This is a genomic window from Rhodococcus sp. 14-1411-2a (genome assembly GCF_002259485.1).
Classification (GTDB): Bacteria; Actinomycetota; Actinomycetes; order Mycobacteriales; family Mycobacteriaceae; genus Rhodococcoides.
In genome coordinates this window covers 88,553-105,313 of record NZ_NPGA01000014.1, presented here as the reverse complement: position 1 = coordinate 105,313, position 16,761 = coordinate 88,553, and the positions used below count along the sequence as shown (strand labels likewise).

At 65.2% G+C, this 16,761-nt stretch carries 15 protein-coding genes; 11 read left to right on the top strand and 4 right to left on the bottom strand.

Annotated elements, in window-relative coordinates:
* Positions 1–56: 56 nt before the first annotated feature.
* Genes CH291_RS11410 through CH291_RS11395 form a run of 4 tightly spaced genes read left to right on the top strand, consistent with a single transcriptional unit; the run spans position 57 to position 4,532 of the window.
* A complete protein-coding gene (locus CH291_RS11410) occupies positions 57–1,190 on the top strand; it encodes a VOC family protein (RefSeq protein WP_094638878.1) in 1,134 nt (377 codons plus the stop codon).
* The gene (locus CH291_RS11405; protein WP_094638879.1) at positions 1,187–2,122 is read left to right on the top strand and encodes a fumarylacetoacetate hydrolase family protein; all 936 of its coding nucleotides are present in this window, start codon (positions 1,187–1,189) and stop codon (positions 2,120–2,122) included. The genes CH291_RS11410 and CH291_RS11405 overlap by 4 nt, the downstream gene beginning before the upstream one ends.
* Positions 2,119–3,720, top strand: coding sequence for a bifunctional 3-(3-hydroxy-phenyl)propionate/3-hydroxycinnamic acid hydroxylase MhpA (mhpA, locus tag CH291_RS11400; protein WP_094638880.1), 1,602 nt, complete (start codon positions 2,119–2,121; stop codon positions 3,718–3,720). Before CH291_RS11405 ends, mhpA begins: the two co-directional genes overlap by 4 nt.
* Positions 3,717–4,532 carry an SDR family oxidoreductase gene (locus tag CH291_RS11395; protein WP_094687516.1) on the top strand — a complete coding sequence of 272 codons (816 nt, stop codon included), beginning with the start codon at positions 3,717–3,719 and terminating at the stop codon, positions 4,530–4,532. Before mhpA ends, CH291_RS11395 begins: the two co-directional genes overlap by 4 nt.
* On the opposite strand, the gene CH291_RS11390 is transcribed toward CH291_RS11395, so the two are convergent.
* Genes CH291_RS11390 through CH291_RS11380 form a run of 3 tightly spaced genes read right to left on the bottom strand, consistent with a single transcriptional unit; the run spans position 4,529 to position 8,197 of the window.
* Positions 4,529–5,629, bottom strand: coding sequence for a lipase family protein (locus CH291_RS11390; RefSeq protein WP_255183216.1), 1,101 nt, complete (start codon positions 5,627–5,629; stop codon positions 4,529–4,531). The genes CH291_RS11395 and CH291_RS11390 overlap by 4 nt on opposite strands.
* 53 nt (positions 5,630–5,682) lie before the next feature.
* The gene (locus CH291_RS11385) at positions 5,683–6,807 is read right to left on the bottom strand and encodes a HoxN/HupN/NixA family nickel/cobalt transporter (RefSeq protein ID WP_094638977.1); all 1,125 of its coding nucleotides are present in this window, start codon (positions 6,805–6,807) and stop codon (positions 5,683–5,685) included.
* Positions 6,808–6,835: 28 nt separating this feature from the next.
* Positions 6,836–8,197, bottom strand: coding sequence for an MFS transporter (locus CH291_RS11380; RefSeq protein WP_094687515.1), 1,362 nt, complete (start codon positions 8,195–8,197; stop codon positions 6,836–6,838).
* Positions 8,198–8,397: 200 nt separating this feature from the next.
* On the opposite strand from CH291_RS11380, the gene CH291_RS11375 reads away from it, so the two are divergent.
* Entirely contained in the window at positions 8,398–9,450 is a 1,053-nt protein-coding gene (locus tag CH291_RS11375) for a DUF3068 domain-containing protein (protein WP_176460217.1), read from the top strand.
* 8 nt (positions 9,451–9,458) lie between these two features.
* Here the strand turns inward: CH291_RS11375 and CH291_RS11370 are convergent, their stop codons facing one another.
* Positions 9,459–10,106 carry an SACE_7040 family transcriptional regulator gene (locus CH291_RS11370; protein WP_094687514.1) on the bottom strand — a complete coding sequence of 216 codons (648 nt, stop codon included), beginning with the start codon at positions 10,104–10,106 and terminating at the stop codon, positions 9,459–9,461.
* Positions 10,107–10,197: 91 nt separating this feature from the next.
* Here CH291_RS11370 and CH291_RS11365 point away from each other — a divergent pair, with 91 nt between their 5' ends.
* The 6 genes from CH291_RS11365 (at position 10,198) to CH291_RS11340 (ending at position 16,761) form a co-directional block, all read left to right on the top strand.
* On the top strand, positions 10,198–11,775 hold the full coding sequence (locus CH291_RS11365; RefSeq protein WP_094671240.1) for a carboxyl transferase domain-containing protein: 1,578 nt from the start codon (positions 10,198–10,200) through the stop codon (positions 11,773–11,775).
* A 5-nt stretch (positions 11,776–11,780) separates the two neighbouring features.
* On the top strand, positions 11,781–13,778 hold the full coding sequence (locus CH291_RS11360) for an acetyl/propionyl/methylcrotonyl-CoA carboxylase subunit alpha (protein WP_094687513.1): 1,998 nt from the start codon (positions 11,781–11,783) through the stop codon (positions 13,776–13,778).
* Positions 13,775–14,941, top strand: a complete 1,167-nt coding sequence (locus CH291_RS11355) for an acyl-CoA dehydrogenase family protein (protein WP_068054906.1) — start codon at positions 13,775–13,777, stop codon at positions 14,939–14,941. The genes CH291_RS11360 and CH291_RS11355 overlap by 4 nt, the downstream gene beginning before the upstream one ends.
* Positions 14,938–15,423 carry a MaoC family dehydratase gene (locus tag CH291_RS11350; RefSeq protein WP_331712071.1) on the top strand — a complete coding sequence of 162 codons (486 nt, stop codon included), beginning with the start codon at positions 14,938–14,940 and terminating at the stop codon, positions 15,421–15,423. Before CH291_RS11355 ends, CH291_RS11350 begins: the two co-directional genes overlap by 4 nt.
* Entirely contained in the window at positions 15,420–16,229 is an 810-nt protein-coding gene (locus CH291_RS11345) for an HpcH/HpaI aldolase/citrate lyase family protein (protein ID WP_094687512.1), read from the top strand. Before CH291_RS11350 ends, CH291_RS11345 begins: the two co-directional genes overlap by 4 nt.
* Before the next feature lie 79 nt (positions 16,230–16,308).
* Positions 16,309–16,761: a MarR family winged helix-turn-helix transcriptional regulator gene (locus CH291_RS11340; protein WP_094687511.1), complete on the top strand. Its 453-nt coding sequence runs from the start codon at positions 16,309–16,311 to the stop codon at positions 16,759–16,761.

The window sequence follows — 16,761 nt, the reverse complement described above, 5'->3', positions numbered from 1 at the left end:
CTTGACTGACAGTGCTGTCATAGGTGACGATATTGTCACCAACGAGGGAGGGCTTCATGGGACACGACGTCGACGGCCACAAGGACATGCACGTGGACCAGGGCGCACTCCCCGGCGAGCACCCTGGTCGCGCGAAAGATCCGATCATCAAGGTTCGAGACATCGCCTGGCTGGAGTTTCGCAAGCCGGATCTGACCAAGGCCGAGGCGTTCGCTGTCGCCTTCGGTTTCACCGTCTCGCTTCGCACTCCGGAGGAGATCCATCTGCGCGGCACGCAGGTCGGCGCACCGTGTGTGATCATCCGCCGCGGCAAGCGAACACGCTTCGTGGGCGCAGCCTTCGCCGCCGCCGACGACGGCGACCTCATGAGATTGGCCGAGGCCACCGGGCAGCGGGTCCAACGGCTCCCCGAGACGCTCGGCGGTGTCGCGGTCACGCTCACCGATCCGGGCGGGCAGCCCGTCCAGGTGGTGTCCGGATACACCGAGCATCCCGAACTTCCCGGTCAGGAAGCGCACACCTACAACTTCGGTGACCCGCGCTTTCGACTCAACGCGACGCAGCGGCCACCGCGTCAGCCCGCCCGGGTCCAGCGCCTGGGACACGTGGTGCTCCAGCGCACCGGCTACCTCCAGAATCTGGACTGGTATCTGCATCACCTCGGCCTGATCGTCAGCGACTTCCTCTACTACGACGGTCAGCGCGATCGCGGTCCGGTGATGAGTTTCATCCGCTGCGATCGTGGCAACACTCCGTCCGATCATCACACTCTCGCAATGACTCTCGGACCGTCCAACCGGTACGTGCACTCCGCCTACCAGGTGTCCGATCTCGATGCCATCGCCGCGGGCGGCGAGTACCTGACCCAACGCGGGTACCGACATTCGTGGGGCATCGGCAGACACATCCAGGGCAGCCAGATCTTCGACTACTGGCGTGATCCCGACGGTTTCCTGGTGGAACATTTCAGCGACGGCGACATGTTCGACAACTCCCTCGAACCCGGTTGGGCCCCGATGACGGCGTCCGGGCTCGCCCAGTGGGGGCCGCCTGCGTCGAAGGACTTCCTCGGAATCGCTCCCAGCAGAGCGTCATTGCACGAACTGAAATCGATTTTTTCCTCACTGCGCAACGACAACGAGTTCGACACCGATCGCCTTCGCGGCCTGATGAAAGTGGCATCCTCATGAGCATCGCTGTACTCCGCACCGCCGACGCGTGGTGGGTCGAAACCCCCGCAGGCGCGTCACGCATCGACACCTCCGCGGTCAGCACCGCCGAGCTCCTCGCCGATCGGCCTGCTATCGAATCCGCGCGCAGTTCGACCGATGTCGTTGCCGTGGAAACACTGTCGTTGATCTCGCCGGTGACGGCACCCTGCCGCGTCATGGCGAACATGACCAACTACGTCTCCCACGTCAAGGACTCGGGGATGAACCCCGACACCGTTCCGCTGACGTTCTTTCGCAAGACCTCCGGTTCCATCAGCGGACCCACCGACGACGTGATCAAGCCGTCGCACGTGAAGCTGCTCGACTACGAAATCGAGATCGGACTGGTGTTCGGCAAGACGCTCACCGTCGGAACCAAGGTCGACGCCTCCAACGTGGCCGAGTACATCGCCGGGCTCGTGCTCACCAACGACGTCTCTGCCCGCGACGTCCAGCTGCCGAAAACTCAGTTCTACGAGGGCAAGTCGTATCCCACCTTCACTCCGGTCGGGCCGCGCCTGGTTCTGCTGGAGGCCGGCGAGTTCGATCGGTTCGGCGAACTCGCACTGACCCTGCGGGTCAACGGCTCCGTGCGACAGGACAGTACGGTCGCCGACATGATCTACCGCCCGGTCGAGTCGCTGAAGGCGCTGAGCAAGTTCCAGCGGATAGACCCGGGCGACCTGCTGCTCACCGGCACTCCCGGTGGAACCGCACTGAAGGCCCCCGCCAAGCCGATCGAGATGATCGGATCGTTGGTTCCTCCGTCGGTCAAGTGGAAGGTCTTCTTCAAGAAGCAGGCCAAGAATCCCGCGTTCCTGAAAGACGGCGACGTCCTCGAACTGACCTGCTCGACTCCCGACGGAGCCCTCGATCTGGGAGTCCAGCGCACCCGGGTCTCCTACCGATGACCGGTACCGAGTCCGACGGCAGACACTTTCCCGTGGTGATCGTCGGTGCCGGTCCGACGGGCATGACCGCGGCGTTGCTGTTGGGCCGGTACGGCGTGCCCTGCCTCGTGCTGGACCGGTGGGAGGACGTCTACCCTCAGCCGCGGGCAGTCCATCTCGACGACGAGGTGTACCGCATCCTCGGCGATCTGGGCCTGGCCGAGGACTTCGCGGCCATCTCGCGTCCCGGTCGCGGACTGAGGTTGTGCGACAAGCGGATTCACACGCTGGCCGAGTTCGAGCGGGATCCCGACGATCGACCGCACGGCTACCCGCAGGCCAACATGTTCGATCAACCCGAACTCGAGCGTCTGATGCGTTCCCACATCACGCGTTACGACTCCGTGCAGATGCGTGGCGGATGCGAGATCACCGATGTGCAGAACCTGAAGGATTCGGTTCGGGTCCGGTACGACTCGACCGAGGACGGGACGCCACATTGGGTGACCGCCGACTACGTCCTCGGCTGCGACGGTGCCAACAGTGTGGTGCGCAGGTCCATCGGCTCGAAAATGGAGGATCTCGGTTTCGAGCAGCGATGGTTGGTCGTGGACATCGAGACCGATGTCGATCTCGAACAGTGGGATGGCGTGCACCAGGTGTGCGATTCCGAGCGATCGGCGACGTACATGCGCATCGGCCCCACCCGCTACCGCTGGGAGTTCCGGATGCTCGACGGCGAGACCCTCGACGAGTTCACCGATCTCTCGGCCATCCACCCTTTCATCGCACCGTGGTTCGTTTCCGGCGAGATCCCGGACATGAAGCTGATTCGCAGCGCGGAGTACACCTTCCGTGCACAGGTGGTCGACCGATGGCGTGATCGCCGGGTGTTCCTGCTCGGCGACAGCGCGCATCTGACGCCGCCCTTCATCGGGCAGGGGATGGGCGCAGGACTCCGAGATGCGCGCAATCTGGTCTGGAAGCTCGTCGGCGTGCTCGACGGGCATCTGAAGGAGACCTCGCTCGACAGCTACGAGACAGAACGAAAGACGCACGCCAAGCAGATGATCGAGTTGGCAGTCGCGATCGGATGGGCCATGACCGGCGGCAGCCGGCTCACCGGCATCATGCGCGCGAACATCGCACCCGCCCTCGGCTATCTGCCGTTCATCGGCGAGAAGGTCACCGCCAGCACCACCCCGCCACTCGCTCGATCGCCGTACGTGCTGCGTTCACCCGTTCCGGTTCGCACACTGGCCGGAAAGCTCTGCCCCAACAGCCCGTTGGACGGCGGAGCTCGTCTGGACGACCTCGCACCGGGCCGGTTCCTGTTCGTCTCGTCGACACCCCTGGCCGTCGGGCACCGTCGAGAGATCGAACGCCGCGGAGCCGTCGTCGTCGAGGTTGCGGCGTCGTCGGAGCTGGGGGTCTGGCTGCGCCGCGGCCACGCTGTCGCCGCCATCGTGCGACCGGACCGCACGGTCATGGCGTCGGGCACCTCGGTTCCGTCCCTGCACACCAAAGTGCCGACCACAGCTTTTCGCAGGACAGAATGCCCGGCACCTGTCGCGACGAAGCCGGCACCTACCCGCACCGTGAACAAGAGGCGTAGATGAACACTGCAATAGTCACCGGAGCGACGTCCGGAATCGGCGAGGCCGTCGCCGAGGTTCTGATCTCTCGCGGTTACCACGTCATCGGAACGAGCCGCGACAGCTCCTCGGTGGCGAACCCGATACCCGGCGTCGACTACCGCGACCTGGACCTGACGAACCCGGCATCGCTCCGCGGGTTCGTGGACGGCATCGCCGACACCCCGGTGGATGTGCTGATCAACAACGCAGGCGAAAGCCAGTGCGGCCCAATCGAAGAGCTGCCCATCGAGGCGATCACCCGGCTCTTCCAGCTCAACGTCTTCGGCGCGATCGAGTTGACCCAGGCCGTGCTGCCGGGCATGCGAGATCGTGGCAGCGGAAAGATCGTCAACATCGGGTCGATGCTCGCGAGCTTTCCGCTGGCCTACCGCTCGTCGTACGCCGCCACCAAGGCTGCGATCAAGGGTTTTGCCACTGCCGCGCGCTACGAGCTCAAGCCCTACGGAATCGACATCACCACAGTCGAACCCGGCGCCATCGCCACCGGGCTCTCGGCCCGTCGAACCAAGTACTGCGGCCCGCATTCGCCGTATCTCCGTGACTTCACCACGGTGATCTCACAGCTGGACGCCAAAGAAGCCGAGGGGATCACGGCAGAGACCGTCGCTCTCACCGTCCTCAAAGCCGTCGAGGACAAGAAGACGCTGCCCATCTACGCGGTCGGCAGCAATGCTCCGGCGGTGTTCCTCGCCCAGCGATTGCTGCCGCGCACGGTGCTGGAACTGTTCACCGCTCGCGCCTACGGGCTGCCCAGCAAGCGGCCGGTGAACTAGCGAAACAGGTTCGCGACGAACGGAATCGTATCGGCCTGCGACTGCACGAAGGCTCCACTGTGGTCGGTGTTGTAGGCCCGGAACGTCACCGGCTGACCGTTGGCCGTCAGACGGGCGACGTAGGCGGCGGTTGTGGGGAACGGAACGTCGATGTCCTGCAGGCCGTTTCCCATGAAGAACGGCTTGTCGAAACCGGTCTCGGGCATCGCCATGTAGTCGTCGAGGACGGCGGTGAAGTTCGGCAGACCGGTCAGTGGTGCCGTGAAGAAGTCACCGATCGTCACACCGTCGAGTTGTGCCTCGAAGTCCGTCACACACGTCGTCTCGGCCAGATCTGCATACTTCTTCCCGAGCGGGGTCAGGATGTCGTCCAGCCCGAGCTCGGGATGCGCGTAGCGCAGTGACGCGCCGATGTACGCGACGTAGGCGGTCAGGCCCGACGGTAGTACCACCGGCGGTACGCCCGGTCCACCGATCGAGATCAACTTCTCGATGTACGCGGGAGTACCGGTTCCGACGGCCCCGCGGTAGTCGAGATCGGGGCCGCCGAACTCGGTCGCGTACCGAGCGGTGTAGATCGCAGCGCCACCGCCCTGCGATTGGCCGACGGCCACCCAGGATCGCGAGAGGTCCTCGCTGTAGTTGCGGCCCGCCTTGACCATGTCGACCACGTTGTGAGCCGTGGTTCGACCGTCGAGATACGTTGGCAATCCTGGTGTTCCGAGGCCGGCATAGTCACTGGCGACGATGGCGTAGCCCTGCGCGAGCCAGTTCGCCAGGTACGGCAGATCTCGCTCTGCGTAGGTCGGACCGATCAGAGACGGCGCACACGCGTCGCCGAGCCCGGAAGTGCCGTGGGCCCACGAGATCACCGGCCAGCCACCCTCCGGCGCAGTTCCGGGCGGTAGGAAGACGGTGCCGGTGCTCAGAGCCTTCTCACCGAAGGTATCGGTGGTGACGTAAGTGAGCACCTCGGCCGAGGCCGCGCCGGGAATCCAGAGGTTTCGGTCCAGATCGCGAGTCGAGACGACGTCACCGATCTTCTGAGTGATAGACGGTGCAGCGGAAGCAGGTACGGCCAGCAGCGCCGTCGCCATGCTCGACGCGAGCGCCGCGGCAACTGCGAGGACACCGATCCGACGCCGAGAGTTCACTGGTTCTCCATTTCGTTCGAGTGTGTGAAGCCACCGCGTTCGTCGATGCGCGCCACTTTGTAATACACGACCGCTCCGATCCACACGACGAAGAACGTGCCGACGACGAGTTGGCCGGCCAGATTGAGATCGATGACGGACAACGCGTCCCACAGTCCGCCGGTCAGCCCGTACTGCTCGGCGAGCAGGGTCAAGAGCTGCACCGTGCCGATCACCAGAGCAACGAAGACGGACAGTCCCGTCATCGTCATGTTGTAGTAGATCTTGCGCACCGGCGTCACGAACGCCCAGCCGTACGCCTTGGACATGAAGATGCCGTCGATGGTGTCCATGGTGGTCATGCCCGCGGCGAACAGAACCGGCAGGGCGATGATCGCCATCGGCGGAAGTCCGCCTGCCATGGCCGTCGTGCCTGCGATCGCGAGCAGACCGACCTGGGTGGCGGTATCGAATCCGAGCCCGAACAGCAGACCCAGCGGGTACATCTGCCACGAGTGGTCGATCAGCTTGTCGTAGCGACCTCGGAACAGTCGATTCATCAGCCCACGCTTGGCCAGCAACTCGTCGAGTCCGGCTTCGGTGAACTCACCTCGTTTCGCGCGTCGCCAGACTCCGACGATTCCCGCGAGCACTGCGATGTTCAACGCCGCGATGAGATAGAGGAACGTTCCGGAGACCAGTGTGCCGATGATGCCGCCGACTCCGGCGAACGCGTCCTGGAACGCCGTCGCCCGCGACGCGACGAACGCGATGGCGGCGACGAAGACGAACACGACGGTCGAATGACCGAGTGAGAAGAAGAGCCCGACGGCCAACGGCCGCTTGCCCTTCTGCAGCAGAAAGCGGGTGGTGTCGTCGATGGCGGCGATGTGATCGGCGTCGAAGGCGTGCCTGAGCCCGAGGGTGTACGCCAACACGCCGGCTCCGGCGTAGACCAGCGTGCCGTCCGCTCCGGTGAGGTTGTGGATACTCGGAATGGAGTTGTAATGGGTGAACAACCCCCACCCGATCACGTGCAGGGCGGCCACGACTCCGGCCATGGCCAGCAGGCGGGGGATCTCGTCGGGAGTGAATCGACTCTGCCGCCGGCCGACCTCGGCGCGCGATAGCTCACTCGTCATGAAGAACATTGTGACCGACGACAACGAATTACTCTTCCCGCGCAGCCTCGGCCAGGACGCGGGTCGAGTCGCGTTCCACGGACCAGTAGGCCAAGAGGGCGAACACTCCCCCGATCGCCAGCAGCGGAAGAAGCGGAATCAGGCCGACGGTGAGTGAATCCGCCGCGTCGGACACCACACCGACCATGAGTGGCCCGACGGCACCGCCCGCAGTCGCGGCGATCTGCAGCATGCCGAATCCGAGACCCCGATCGCGTGCCGGAACCACGTCGGCCACACAGGCGGTGAGCGTGGGAAGGGCGAAGGCCGAGAAAAAGGCGAACACGGTGAGCAGAACGACGAACATCACCGTGGAGTTCATGCCGAGCGCGATCGACATGAACACACTTCCCACCAGAATTCCGCTACCGCCCAGCAGTACTCGCCACTGCGCGAGGCTGGTGCCGACGACGGCTCGACGGGTTGCCATCGCCGCGACGAGCGTGCCGAACACGATTCCCAGCAGTGTCATTCCTCCGCCTGCCGTCGCGGCGGCCGATTCGGACAGGCCGTACCGGCGTTGCAGCAGGCTCGGCAGCCAGAAGGTCAGACCACCGATCGACAGACTCATGACCGTCAGGGCCGCGCCGGTGAACCACAGCGTTCGGATGGGCAGCAGTCGGCGTAGCTGGGTGGCAAGCGGTCCGGACGGCGTAGGAATCTGCGCACTCGGGTCTGCGCGGGCCGCCAACCGGTCTGCGTATCCGCGTTCGGGTTCTCTCAGACGTGAGACGAGCACTGCGACAAGCAGTCCCGGGATCGTCATGACCATGAACGCCCCGCGCCAACCCAGCCAGTCCGCCAGCACACCACCCAGGACTATGCCCGCCCCGCCCAGGTACGCCGAGGTTCGCCACCAACCGAACGCGGTGGATCGTGTTGCAGGCGGGTAGAAGTCGGCAAGAAGGCTCGCACTCGCCGGGTTGTCCACGGCCTCCGCGGCGGCAAGACCGACCCGCACGAGGTAGAAGATCAGGAAAGTGGGTGCCAGTGCCGAACCGAGAGTTGCCAGAGACCACAGAACGACGACCCAGGTCACGATCCTGCCGCGATCGTGACGGTCGGCAAGGTATGCAGCCGGTATCGCGAGGACACCCGCGGCGATCGCGGACGCACTGGGCAGCGATCCCGCCACCGCGTCGCCGAAACCCCATTCGTCCTGCAGCTGAGGAAGAACCGCGGCCACGAGGCTGAATTCGATACGGTCCACGAAGGCCACGAGCACCAACACGATCGCCGGTCCCCAGCCGAACGGAAGGAGTGCAGAACCGGGCCCGGTTCGCAACGTCCCGATGGTTCGCCAACGATTGCCGCGATCGACCGTCGTACCTCGATCGATACCGGTCGCCATGTGTCGTCCCCCGATTCAGCGTTGTGCGGCAAATGACGAGTGACCCCAGTGTGCACCTTTCCGGAAATTCTCAACATCGGTTGATGTCTCTGTAAATTCCCACGAACATGCTGACAGGTCACAACGCGGAAGCGGACATTCATGGCTCTCGCCACGGCACGATGAGACGGCCGGAAACGAAAAGAATTGGGACGGTGTTCATGTCACGGGTGAGAATCGCGATGTGCTTGCTCGCGGGGTTGGGTTCCTTCGCGATCGTCGTCGCTCTACTTCTGCCCACCCTCGTGTACGACCGCCTGGCGGTGACTCCACTCGACATCGACGCCACCACGGTGGCCACCACCACGGACGGTGCGGGCGGTGAGGTCCTCGACTCGACGACGATCACCGGACCCGGCCCTCTCTCCATCGCGACGGATGTACCCCTCGTTCTCCAGCGGTACATCACCGTCGAGGATCCCTCCGACGCAGACCGCGTCACCTTCCAGGTGGGAGCCACCGTGAGGCGCGCCGACCGCGACGGTGACGCGGGCCTGCTCACCGCCTCGGTGGATCGCGTGACGAGCGACCGGCGCACCGGACTACCCGTCGAGCCCGCCGGATCCTTGCAGACCACAGTCGACTCGCCGGCCATTCCTCTGCCGCGCAACGGCTTACAGCATCGCTTTCCCTTCGATACCCAGCCGATCACGTACACGGTCTACGACGCGACTGCGTGGACGAGCTTCGAGGCGAACTTCGTCGAGGAGCTCACCATGGAGGGGCTGCCGATCTATCACTTCCGATCGATCGTGACCGAGGCCGACCTCTCGACCACCACGCAGTCGCCGATCAACTCGGTGACCCTCCCGGCTTCGAAGTGGGGATTGGGCGACGGGGACGAGCCGATCACGATGAAGCGCTGGTACTCGAACGTGCGCGACATCTACGTCGAGCCCACGAGCGGGAGCCTGGTGTGGGGACAGGAAACGCCGTACCAGTACTTCGCGAGAGATCCGAAGGTCCCCGAGGTGACGATCTTCAAGGCGTCTCTCGCCCTGGACGAGACGGGTCGGCTCGAGCAGGTGGCCTCGGCTCGCGACGCGGCCAACAAGTTGGAGTGGGTGACCTCCCGCGGACCGCTCCTGGGATACGCGGTCGGTGGAGTGTGCCTCGTCGGTGCCGTTGCCGCCGGAGTGATCGGATCCCGTCGCGCTCGTCCGCCCGAGCCCACCCGCCGACATGCGGAGAAAGCCGAGCGCGCGTCGGTGTAGGTGGACGCTCAGGTCGATGCTGTGCGGCTCGGCGCAGCAACCCCCAACGCCCCCAGCGCCATTGCCCGCAGCACCGGACGAGCGTTCTTCGACGGAGTACGCCCCGCACTGTAGGGCGTCGAGTTGATCAGACCGAAGACCGCGTGCGCCGTGGTTCGCGCGTCGGACTCGTTCAATTCCGGGTCGACGGCACACAGCACCTCGACCCACAGTTCCACGTACTCGCGCTGCATTCGGCGCACCTTGCGGCGCGCACCCTCCGGAAGACTCTGCAGGTCGCGATCCTGGATTCTGATGAATGCCGGTGTGTCGAAGGCGAAGTCGAGGTGGAACTCGACCAATGCGGACACGGTGTCCGCGGCGACCTCACCACGATCGACCACCGCACGGCCACCGTCGAGCAGATACTCCGAGATCCCGACCATCAACTCGACGAGCACGGCCTCCTTGTTGGGGAAGTGCCGGTAGACGGCCGGTCCGCTGACACCGACGGCCGCGCCCAGATCCTCGAGTCGCACCGAGGTGAACCCGCGTTCGGCGAACAGTGATGCTGCAGCGCCCAGCAACTGCTGCCGACGCTCGGCCTTGCGTTGCTCACGCACGGTCGTCGGTTTCGCTTCCGACTCCTGCACCGTCACCTCCTCGACTCTGGACACTCAGTTAATCGTAGTTTACTATCGTGTCAGTTATCAACGATTAACTGAACTTTCGTGACATTGACGTCCAACCCCTTAAGGCGTGCACCTCATGGCGATCGACACAGCTGCCAACCGGGCAGATCACGAGCTTCTCACCAGTGAGCTCGCAGAAAAGCTGGCCACTGCTGCCCGCGGCGGGAGCGAGAAGTCTCGGGAACGGCACATCGCCCGCGGCAAGCTCCTCCCCCGCGACCGCGTCGACGAGCTTCTCGACCCCGGCAGCCCGTTCCTCGAGATCTCACCGTTGGCCGCCAACGGCCTCTACGACGACGAGTGCCCCGGTGCCGGCGTGATCGCCGGCATCGGCCGCGTCTCCGGTCGCGAATGCGTGATCATCGCCAACGACGCCACCGTCAAGGGCGGCACCTACTACCCGATGACGGTGAAGAAGCATCTACGCGCGCAGGAGATCGCACTGCAGAACACTCTGCCGTGCATCTACCTCGTCGACTCCGGCGGCGCATTCCTTCCGCGCCAGGACGAGGTCTTTCCCGACCGCGACCACTTCGGCCGCATCTTCTTCAACCAGGCGACAATGAGCGCCAAGGGAATTGCGCAGATCGCCGCCGTCATGGGCTCCTGCACCGCGGGCGGCGCCTACGTGCCGGCGATGAGCGACGAAGCGATCATCGTCAAGAATCAGGGCACGATCTTTCTCGGCGGCCCGCCTCTGGTGAAGGCCGCGACCGGCGAGGTCGTCACCGCAGAGGAACTCGGCGGCGGTGATCTGCACTCGAAGATCTCCGGCGTCACCGACCATCTGGCCGAGGACGATCGAGACGCGCTGCACCGCGTCCGCCGCATCGTCTCCACCCTCGGACCCCGCACTCCGCGGCCGTGGGACCTTCTTCCCACACGCGCACCCGTAGCCGACCAGACCGATCTCTACGACGTCGTCCCCACCGACCCACGCACTCCCTACGACGTGCGTGAGGTGATCGGCCGCGTCGTCGACGCGGGTGAATTCGACGAGTTCAAAGCCGAATACGGCAAGACGCTCGTCACCGGATTCGCCCACATCCACGGCCATCCCGTCGGAATCGTCGCCAACAACGGCGTGCTGTTCGCCGAATCCGCCATGAAGGGCGCGCATTTCATCGAACTGTGCGACAAGCGCAGCATTCCGCTGGTCTTCCTGCAGAACATCTCCGGCTTCATGGTCGGCCGCGACTACGAGGCAGGCGGCATCGCCAAGCACGGCGCGAAGATGGTCACCGCGGTCGCCTGTGCTCGGGTCCCCAAGATCACCGTCGTCATCGGCGGCTCGTACGGTGCGGGCAACTACTCGATGTGCGGCCGCGCATACTCTCCGCGCTTCCTCTTCATGTGGCCCAACGCGCGTATCTCGGTGATGGGCGGCGAGCAAGCGGCGTCCGTGCTCGCCACGGTGCGCAGCGAACAACTCGACGCTGCCGGTCGGCCGTGGAGTGACGAGGACCAGGAATCGTTCAAGGCTCCCATCCGTGACCAGTACGAAAGTCAGGGCAACCCTTACTATTCGACGGCCCGCCTGTGGGACGACGGCATCATCGACCCGGCCGATACCAGGCAGGTTCTCGGACTGGCCCTCTCGGCGTGCGCCAACGCGCCGCTCGAGCCGGTCTCCTACGGCGTTTTCAGGATGTGAGAGATATGACCACGATGATCGACACCGTTCTGATCGCCAACCGCGGCGAGATCGCCGTGCGGGTGGCACGAACACTGCGCCGCATGGGAATTCGTACCGTCGCCGTGTACAGCGATGCCGACGCCGATGCCCGGCACGTTCGTGAGGCCGACACCGCAGTCCGACTCGGACCCGCGAACGCTCGCGAAAGCTACCTCGACATCGCCAAGGTGATCGCGGCCGCGAAAAGTACAGGCGCTCAGGGCATTCACCCCGGATACGGCTTTCTCTCCGAGAACTCCGAGTTCGCAACCGCCTGTGCCGAAGCCGGAATCGCATTCCTCGGGCCCCCGGCGAAAGCCATCGAAGTGATGGGCGACAAGATCGCCGCGAAGGCTGCCGTCAGCGCATTCGGCGTACCCGTCGTTCCGGGAATCTCCCGCCCCGGCCTCACCGACGCCGACCTCGTCGCCGGCGCGCCGGACGTCGGATTCCCGGTGCTCGTCAAACCCTCCGCCGGTGGCGGCGGCAAGGGCATGCGTCTGGTCGAGCGTGCCGAGGATCTGCCCGCAGCGTTGACGAGCGCTCGCCGGGAGGCGGCCTCGTCATTCGGAGACGACACCCTCTTCCTCGAGCGATTCGTGTTACGGCCCCGGCACATCGAAGTACAGATCCTCGCCGACGGACACGGCAATGTCATCCACCTCGGCGAACGCGAATGCAGTCTGCAGCGCAGGCACCAGAAGGTCATCGAGGAGGCGCCGTCTCCCCTGCTCGACGACGCCACCCGCACGCGCATCGGCGAGGCCGCCTGCAACACCGCCCGCAGTGTCGACTACTCCGGTGCCGGCACAGTCGAATTCATCGTCTCGGCCGAGCGCCCCGACGAGTTCTTCTTCATGGAGATGAACACCCGCCTGCAGGTCGAGCACCCGGTCACCGAGATGGTCACCGGTCTCGACCTCGTCGAGTGGCAGGTTCGGGTGGCATCGGGCGAACCCCTCACTCTCGCGCAGGACGACATCAGGCTCACCGGACATGCCATCGAGGCCCGCGTCTACGCCGAGGACCCCGGCCGCGGATTCCTCCCCACCGGCGGTGCCGTCGTCGGATTGCGTGAGCCCTCTGCGCCGGGGATTCGCGTCGACTCCGGCCTTGCCGTCGGAACGGAGGTGGGCAGCAACTACGACCCCATGCTCTCCAAGGTCATCGCGCACGGCCCCGATCGCGCGACCGCATTGCGCAGCCTCGATCGTGCACTGGCCGACACCGCAGTACTCGGGGTGGTCACCAACATCGAGTTCGCACGGTTCCTGCTCGCCGACAACGATGTTCGTGCCGGCAATCTCGACACCGGCCTGCTCGACCGCCGCGTAGAGGATTTCGTGGCCGCCGAGGCCACCGACGAGGCGCTGATCGCCGCCACCGCAGTGCAGTGGCTCGACGCGTGGCAGACCGCGGATCAGGACATCTGGGCAGCACCGTCGGGCTGGCGAGTCGGCGCGCACGCGTCGTTCCATCGTCGCCTCGCGTCCGGAGGTCGGACGGCGCACGTAGCGATCACCGGCACAACAGCCGCGGCAACGGTCGTCGTCGACGACGGATCACCGCGCACCCTGCGGGTAACGGCCACCGAGAATTCGGTGGATCTGGTGATCGACGGCCTACGCGAGTCGATGACCTTCGCCCGAAGCGCCTCGGCAACATGGATTTCCAGCTCACGAGGCACCTGGCGAATCGACCGGATCGCCGAGGCGAGCGTCCGCGAGGACGACGCGCACTCCGGTGACGCCGAGATCCTCTCGCCCATGCCGGGCTCGATCATCGCGATCGGAACAACCACCGGCAGCGCCGTCAGCGCGGGTACGGCCATCGTCGTCGTCGAGGCGATGAAGATGGAACACACCCTCACCACCCCGATCGACGGCACCGTCGAACTGACTGTTGCAGTGGGAGATCAGGTCCGCGTCGACCAACTCCTCGCCCGAATCGTCCCCAACCACACCGAAGAGGACAAGCCATGACCGATCACCTGTCGTCCGCGAATCTGCCCGACGAGTACCAGCAGCTGGTCAAATCTGTTGCCGACTTCACCCGCACCGTCGTGGCACCGGTATCGGCGAAACACGATGCCGAGCATTCCTTTCCGTACGAGGTAGTTGCCGGCATGGCGGAGATGGGCCTGTTCGGCCTGCCGTTTCCCGAGGAGTTCGGCGGCATGGGCGGAGACTACTTCGCGCTGTGCCTGGCGCTGGAGGAGCTCGGCAAGGTCGACCAGAGCGTGGCGATGACGCTCGAAGCCGGTGTCTCGCTCGGTGCCATGCCCGTCTACCGATTCGGCAACGACGAGCAGAAGCAGCAGTGGCTGCCCAAGCTCACCGCAGGCAAGGCCCTGGCCGCGTTCGGTCTCACCGAGCCCGGCGCCGGCAGCGACGCGGGTGGCACCAAGACCACCGCCAAGCGCGACGGTGGTGACTGGATCATCAACGGTAGCAAGCAGTTCATCACCAACTCCGGCACCGACATCACCGAGCTCGTCACCGTCACCGCCGTGACGGGCGTCGACGAAGCGACGGGGCGCAAGCAGATCTCGTCGATCCTCGTCCCCACCGATACCCCGGGATTCGTCGCAGAGGCCGCCTACAACAAGGTCGGCTGGAACGCGTCGGACACACACCCGCTCAGCTTCACCGATGTGCGCGTGCCGCAGGAGAATCTGCTCGGCGAGGAAGGTCGCGGGTACGCGAACTTCCTGCACATCCTCGACGAGGGCCGGATCGCGATCGCCGCCGTCTCGGTCGGTGCCGCACAGGGTTGCGTGGACGAGAGCGTCAAGTACGCCAAGGAGCGTGAGGCCTTCGGTCAACCTATCGGCCGCAATCAGGCGATCTCGTTCAAGATCGCCCGCATGGAGGCCCGCGCTCACACCGCGCGAACCGCGTACTACGACGCGGCGGCATTGATGTTGGCGGGCAAGCCCTTCAAGAAGGCCGCGTCCATCGCCAAGCTCGTCGCCTCCGAGGCTGCGATGGACAACGCGCGCGATGCGACACAGATCCACGGCGGGTACGGCTTCATGAACGAGTACGTCGTCGCTCGCCACTACCGCGACAGCAAGATCCTCGAGATCGGTGAGGGTACAACCGAGGTTCAGCTGATGCTCATCGCGCGGAGCCTGGGGCTGTGAGCGACAAGCGAATTCGTCAACGTGGCCTGTGGTTCGAGGAGATGGAACTCGGCACCGTCTACGAGCACCGACCCGGCCGCACCATCACCGAGGCCGACAACACGCTGTTCACCACGCAGACGATGAACACCCAGGCCCTGCACCTCGACGCGGCCTACAGCGAGACAACGGCGTTCGGCCAGAGATTGGTGAATTCGATGTTCACCGTGTCCACCCTCGTCGGACTGTCGGTGACGCAGTTGACCCAGGGCACCATCGTGGCGAACCTGGGTTTCTCGGAGGTGTCGTTCCCCAAGCCGCTGTTCCACGGAGACACCCTCTACGCCGAGACCGTGATCTCGGACAAGCGCGAATCGAAATCCCGCCCAGGCGAGGGCATCGTGACGTTCACGCACACCGGTCGAAATCAGCACGGGGACGTCGTCGCGATTGCCGTCCGCAAGACGCTCGTCCGAATGCAACCACCGGAGGAGGCGTCGTGACCTGGGTTCCGCCGGGGCCCGCGTGGTTGTTCTGCCCGGCAGACCGCCCCGAGCGCTACGAGAAGGCAGCGGCACGAGCGGATGTCGTCATCCTCGACCTGGAGGATGCGGTCGGGGCGGCGGACAAGGCGGGTGCTCGTGAGTCCGTCCTGTCGACCCCACTGGATCCGGCGCGCACCATCGTCCGCGTCAACGCGCACGGTACCGACGATCAGGCTGCGGACCTCGCGGCGTTGCAGCAGGCCGAGTACACGACCGTGATGCTCCCCAAATGCGAATCGGCCGAACAGATTGCGGCACTGGCTCCGTTGAATGTCGTCGCGCTGATCGAGTCCCCGCTCGGCGCGATGACGGTGTTCGACTCCCTCGCCGCCGACAATGCGATCGGTGCCATGTGGGGTGCCGAGGATCTGGTGGCCGCCATGGGTGGCAACTCGAGCAGGCATTCCAATGGACAGTATCGTGCTGTGGCGCAGCATGTTCGGTCGCAGACGCTGCTTGCAGCCAAGGCACGCGGGGTGTTCGCGTTGGACTCGGTGTTCCTCGACATCCCCGATCTCGACGGTGTCCGCGCGGAGTCCGAGGATGCCGTGGCTATCGGCTTCGACGGAAAAGTGGCCATTCATCCGAGCCACATCCCCGTCGTTCGCCAGGCCTATGCGCCCACCGCCGAGGAACTCGACTGGGCCACCGACGTGCTCGACGCCGTAGCCCAGAACCGCGGCGTCTTCACCTTCCGTGGCCAGATGGTCGATGCCCCGGTACTCGCGCATGCTCGACGCATCGTCGCACGGAGGCCGTCGTAGGCCTGTCGTTGCAGACGCCGTTAATTGCCGGCGCGGTACGGTGGGTGGTCACGAGTATCGGTACCGAAAGGCACGACACATGAGCGCACACGACCCCGCGCTGACGGCGCTGGCGCAGAACTGGCTGGCGCTGGCGGTGCTGCACGGCCGGATCGAGGGTCGGATCGAACGCGCACTACAGGCCGAGCACAACCTCAGTGCTCGTGAGTACTGGCTGCTCGACGTCCTGGGCAGACAGCACGATGGGGAGGGCGGGCATCTGCAGATGAAGCAGGTGGCCGACGCCGTCGTACTGAGCCAGAGTGCGACGACACGCCTGGTCACCCGGCTCGAAGACCGCGGACTACTCACTCGGTACCTGTGCCCCACCGATCGCCGAGGCATCTACACCGACGTCAGCGAAGAAGGCCTGGCCCTGCTCGAGGCCGCACGCCCGACCAACGATGCGGCGCTGCGCGAGGCACTCGACGAGGCGTCGACCGAGCCGGATCTGATCCCACTGGTCGACGCCGTCCGCCGCGCCGACGGCTGA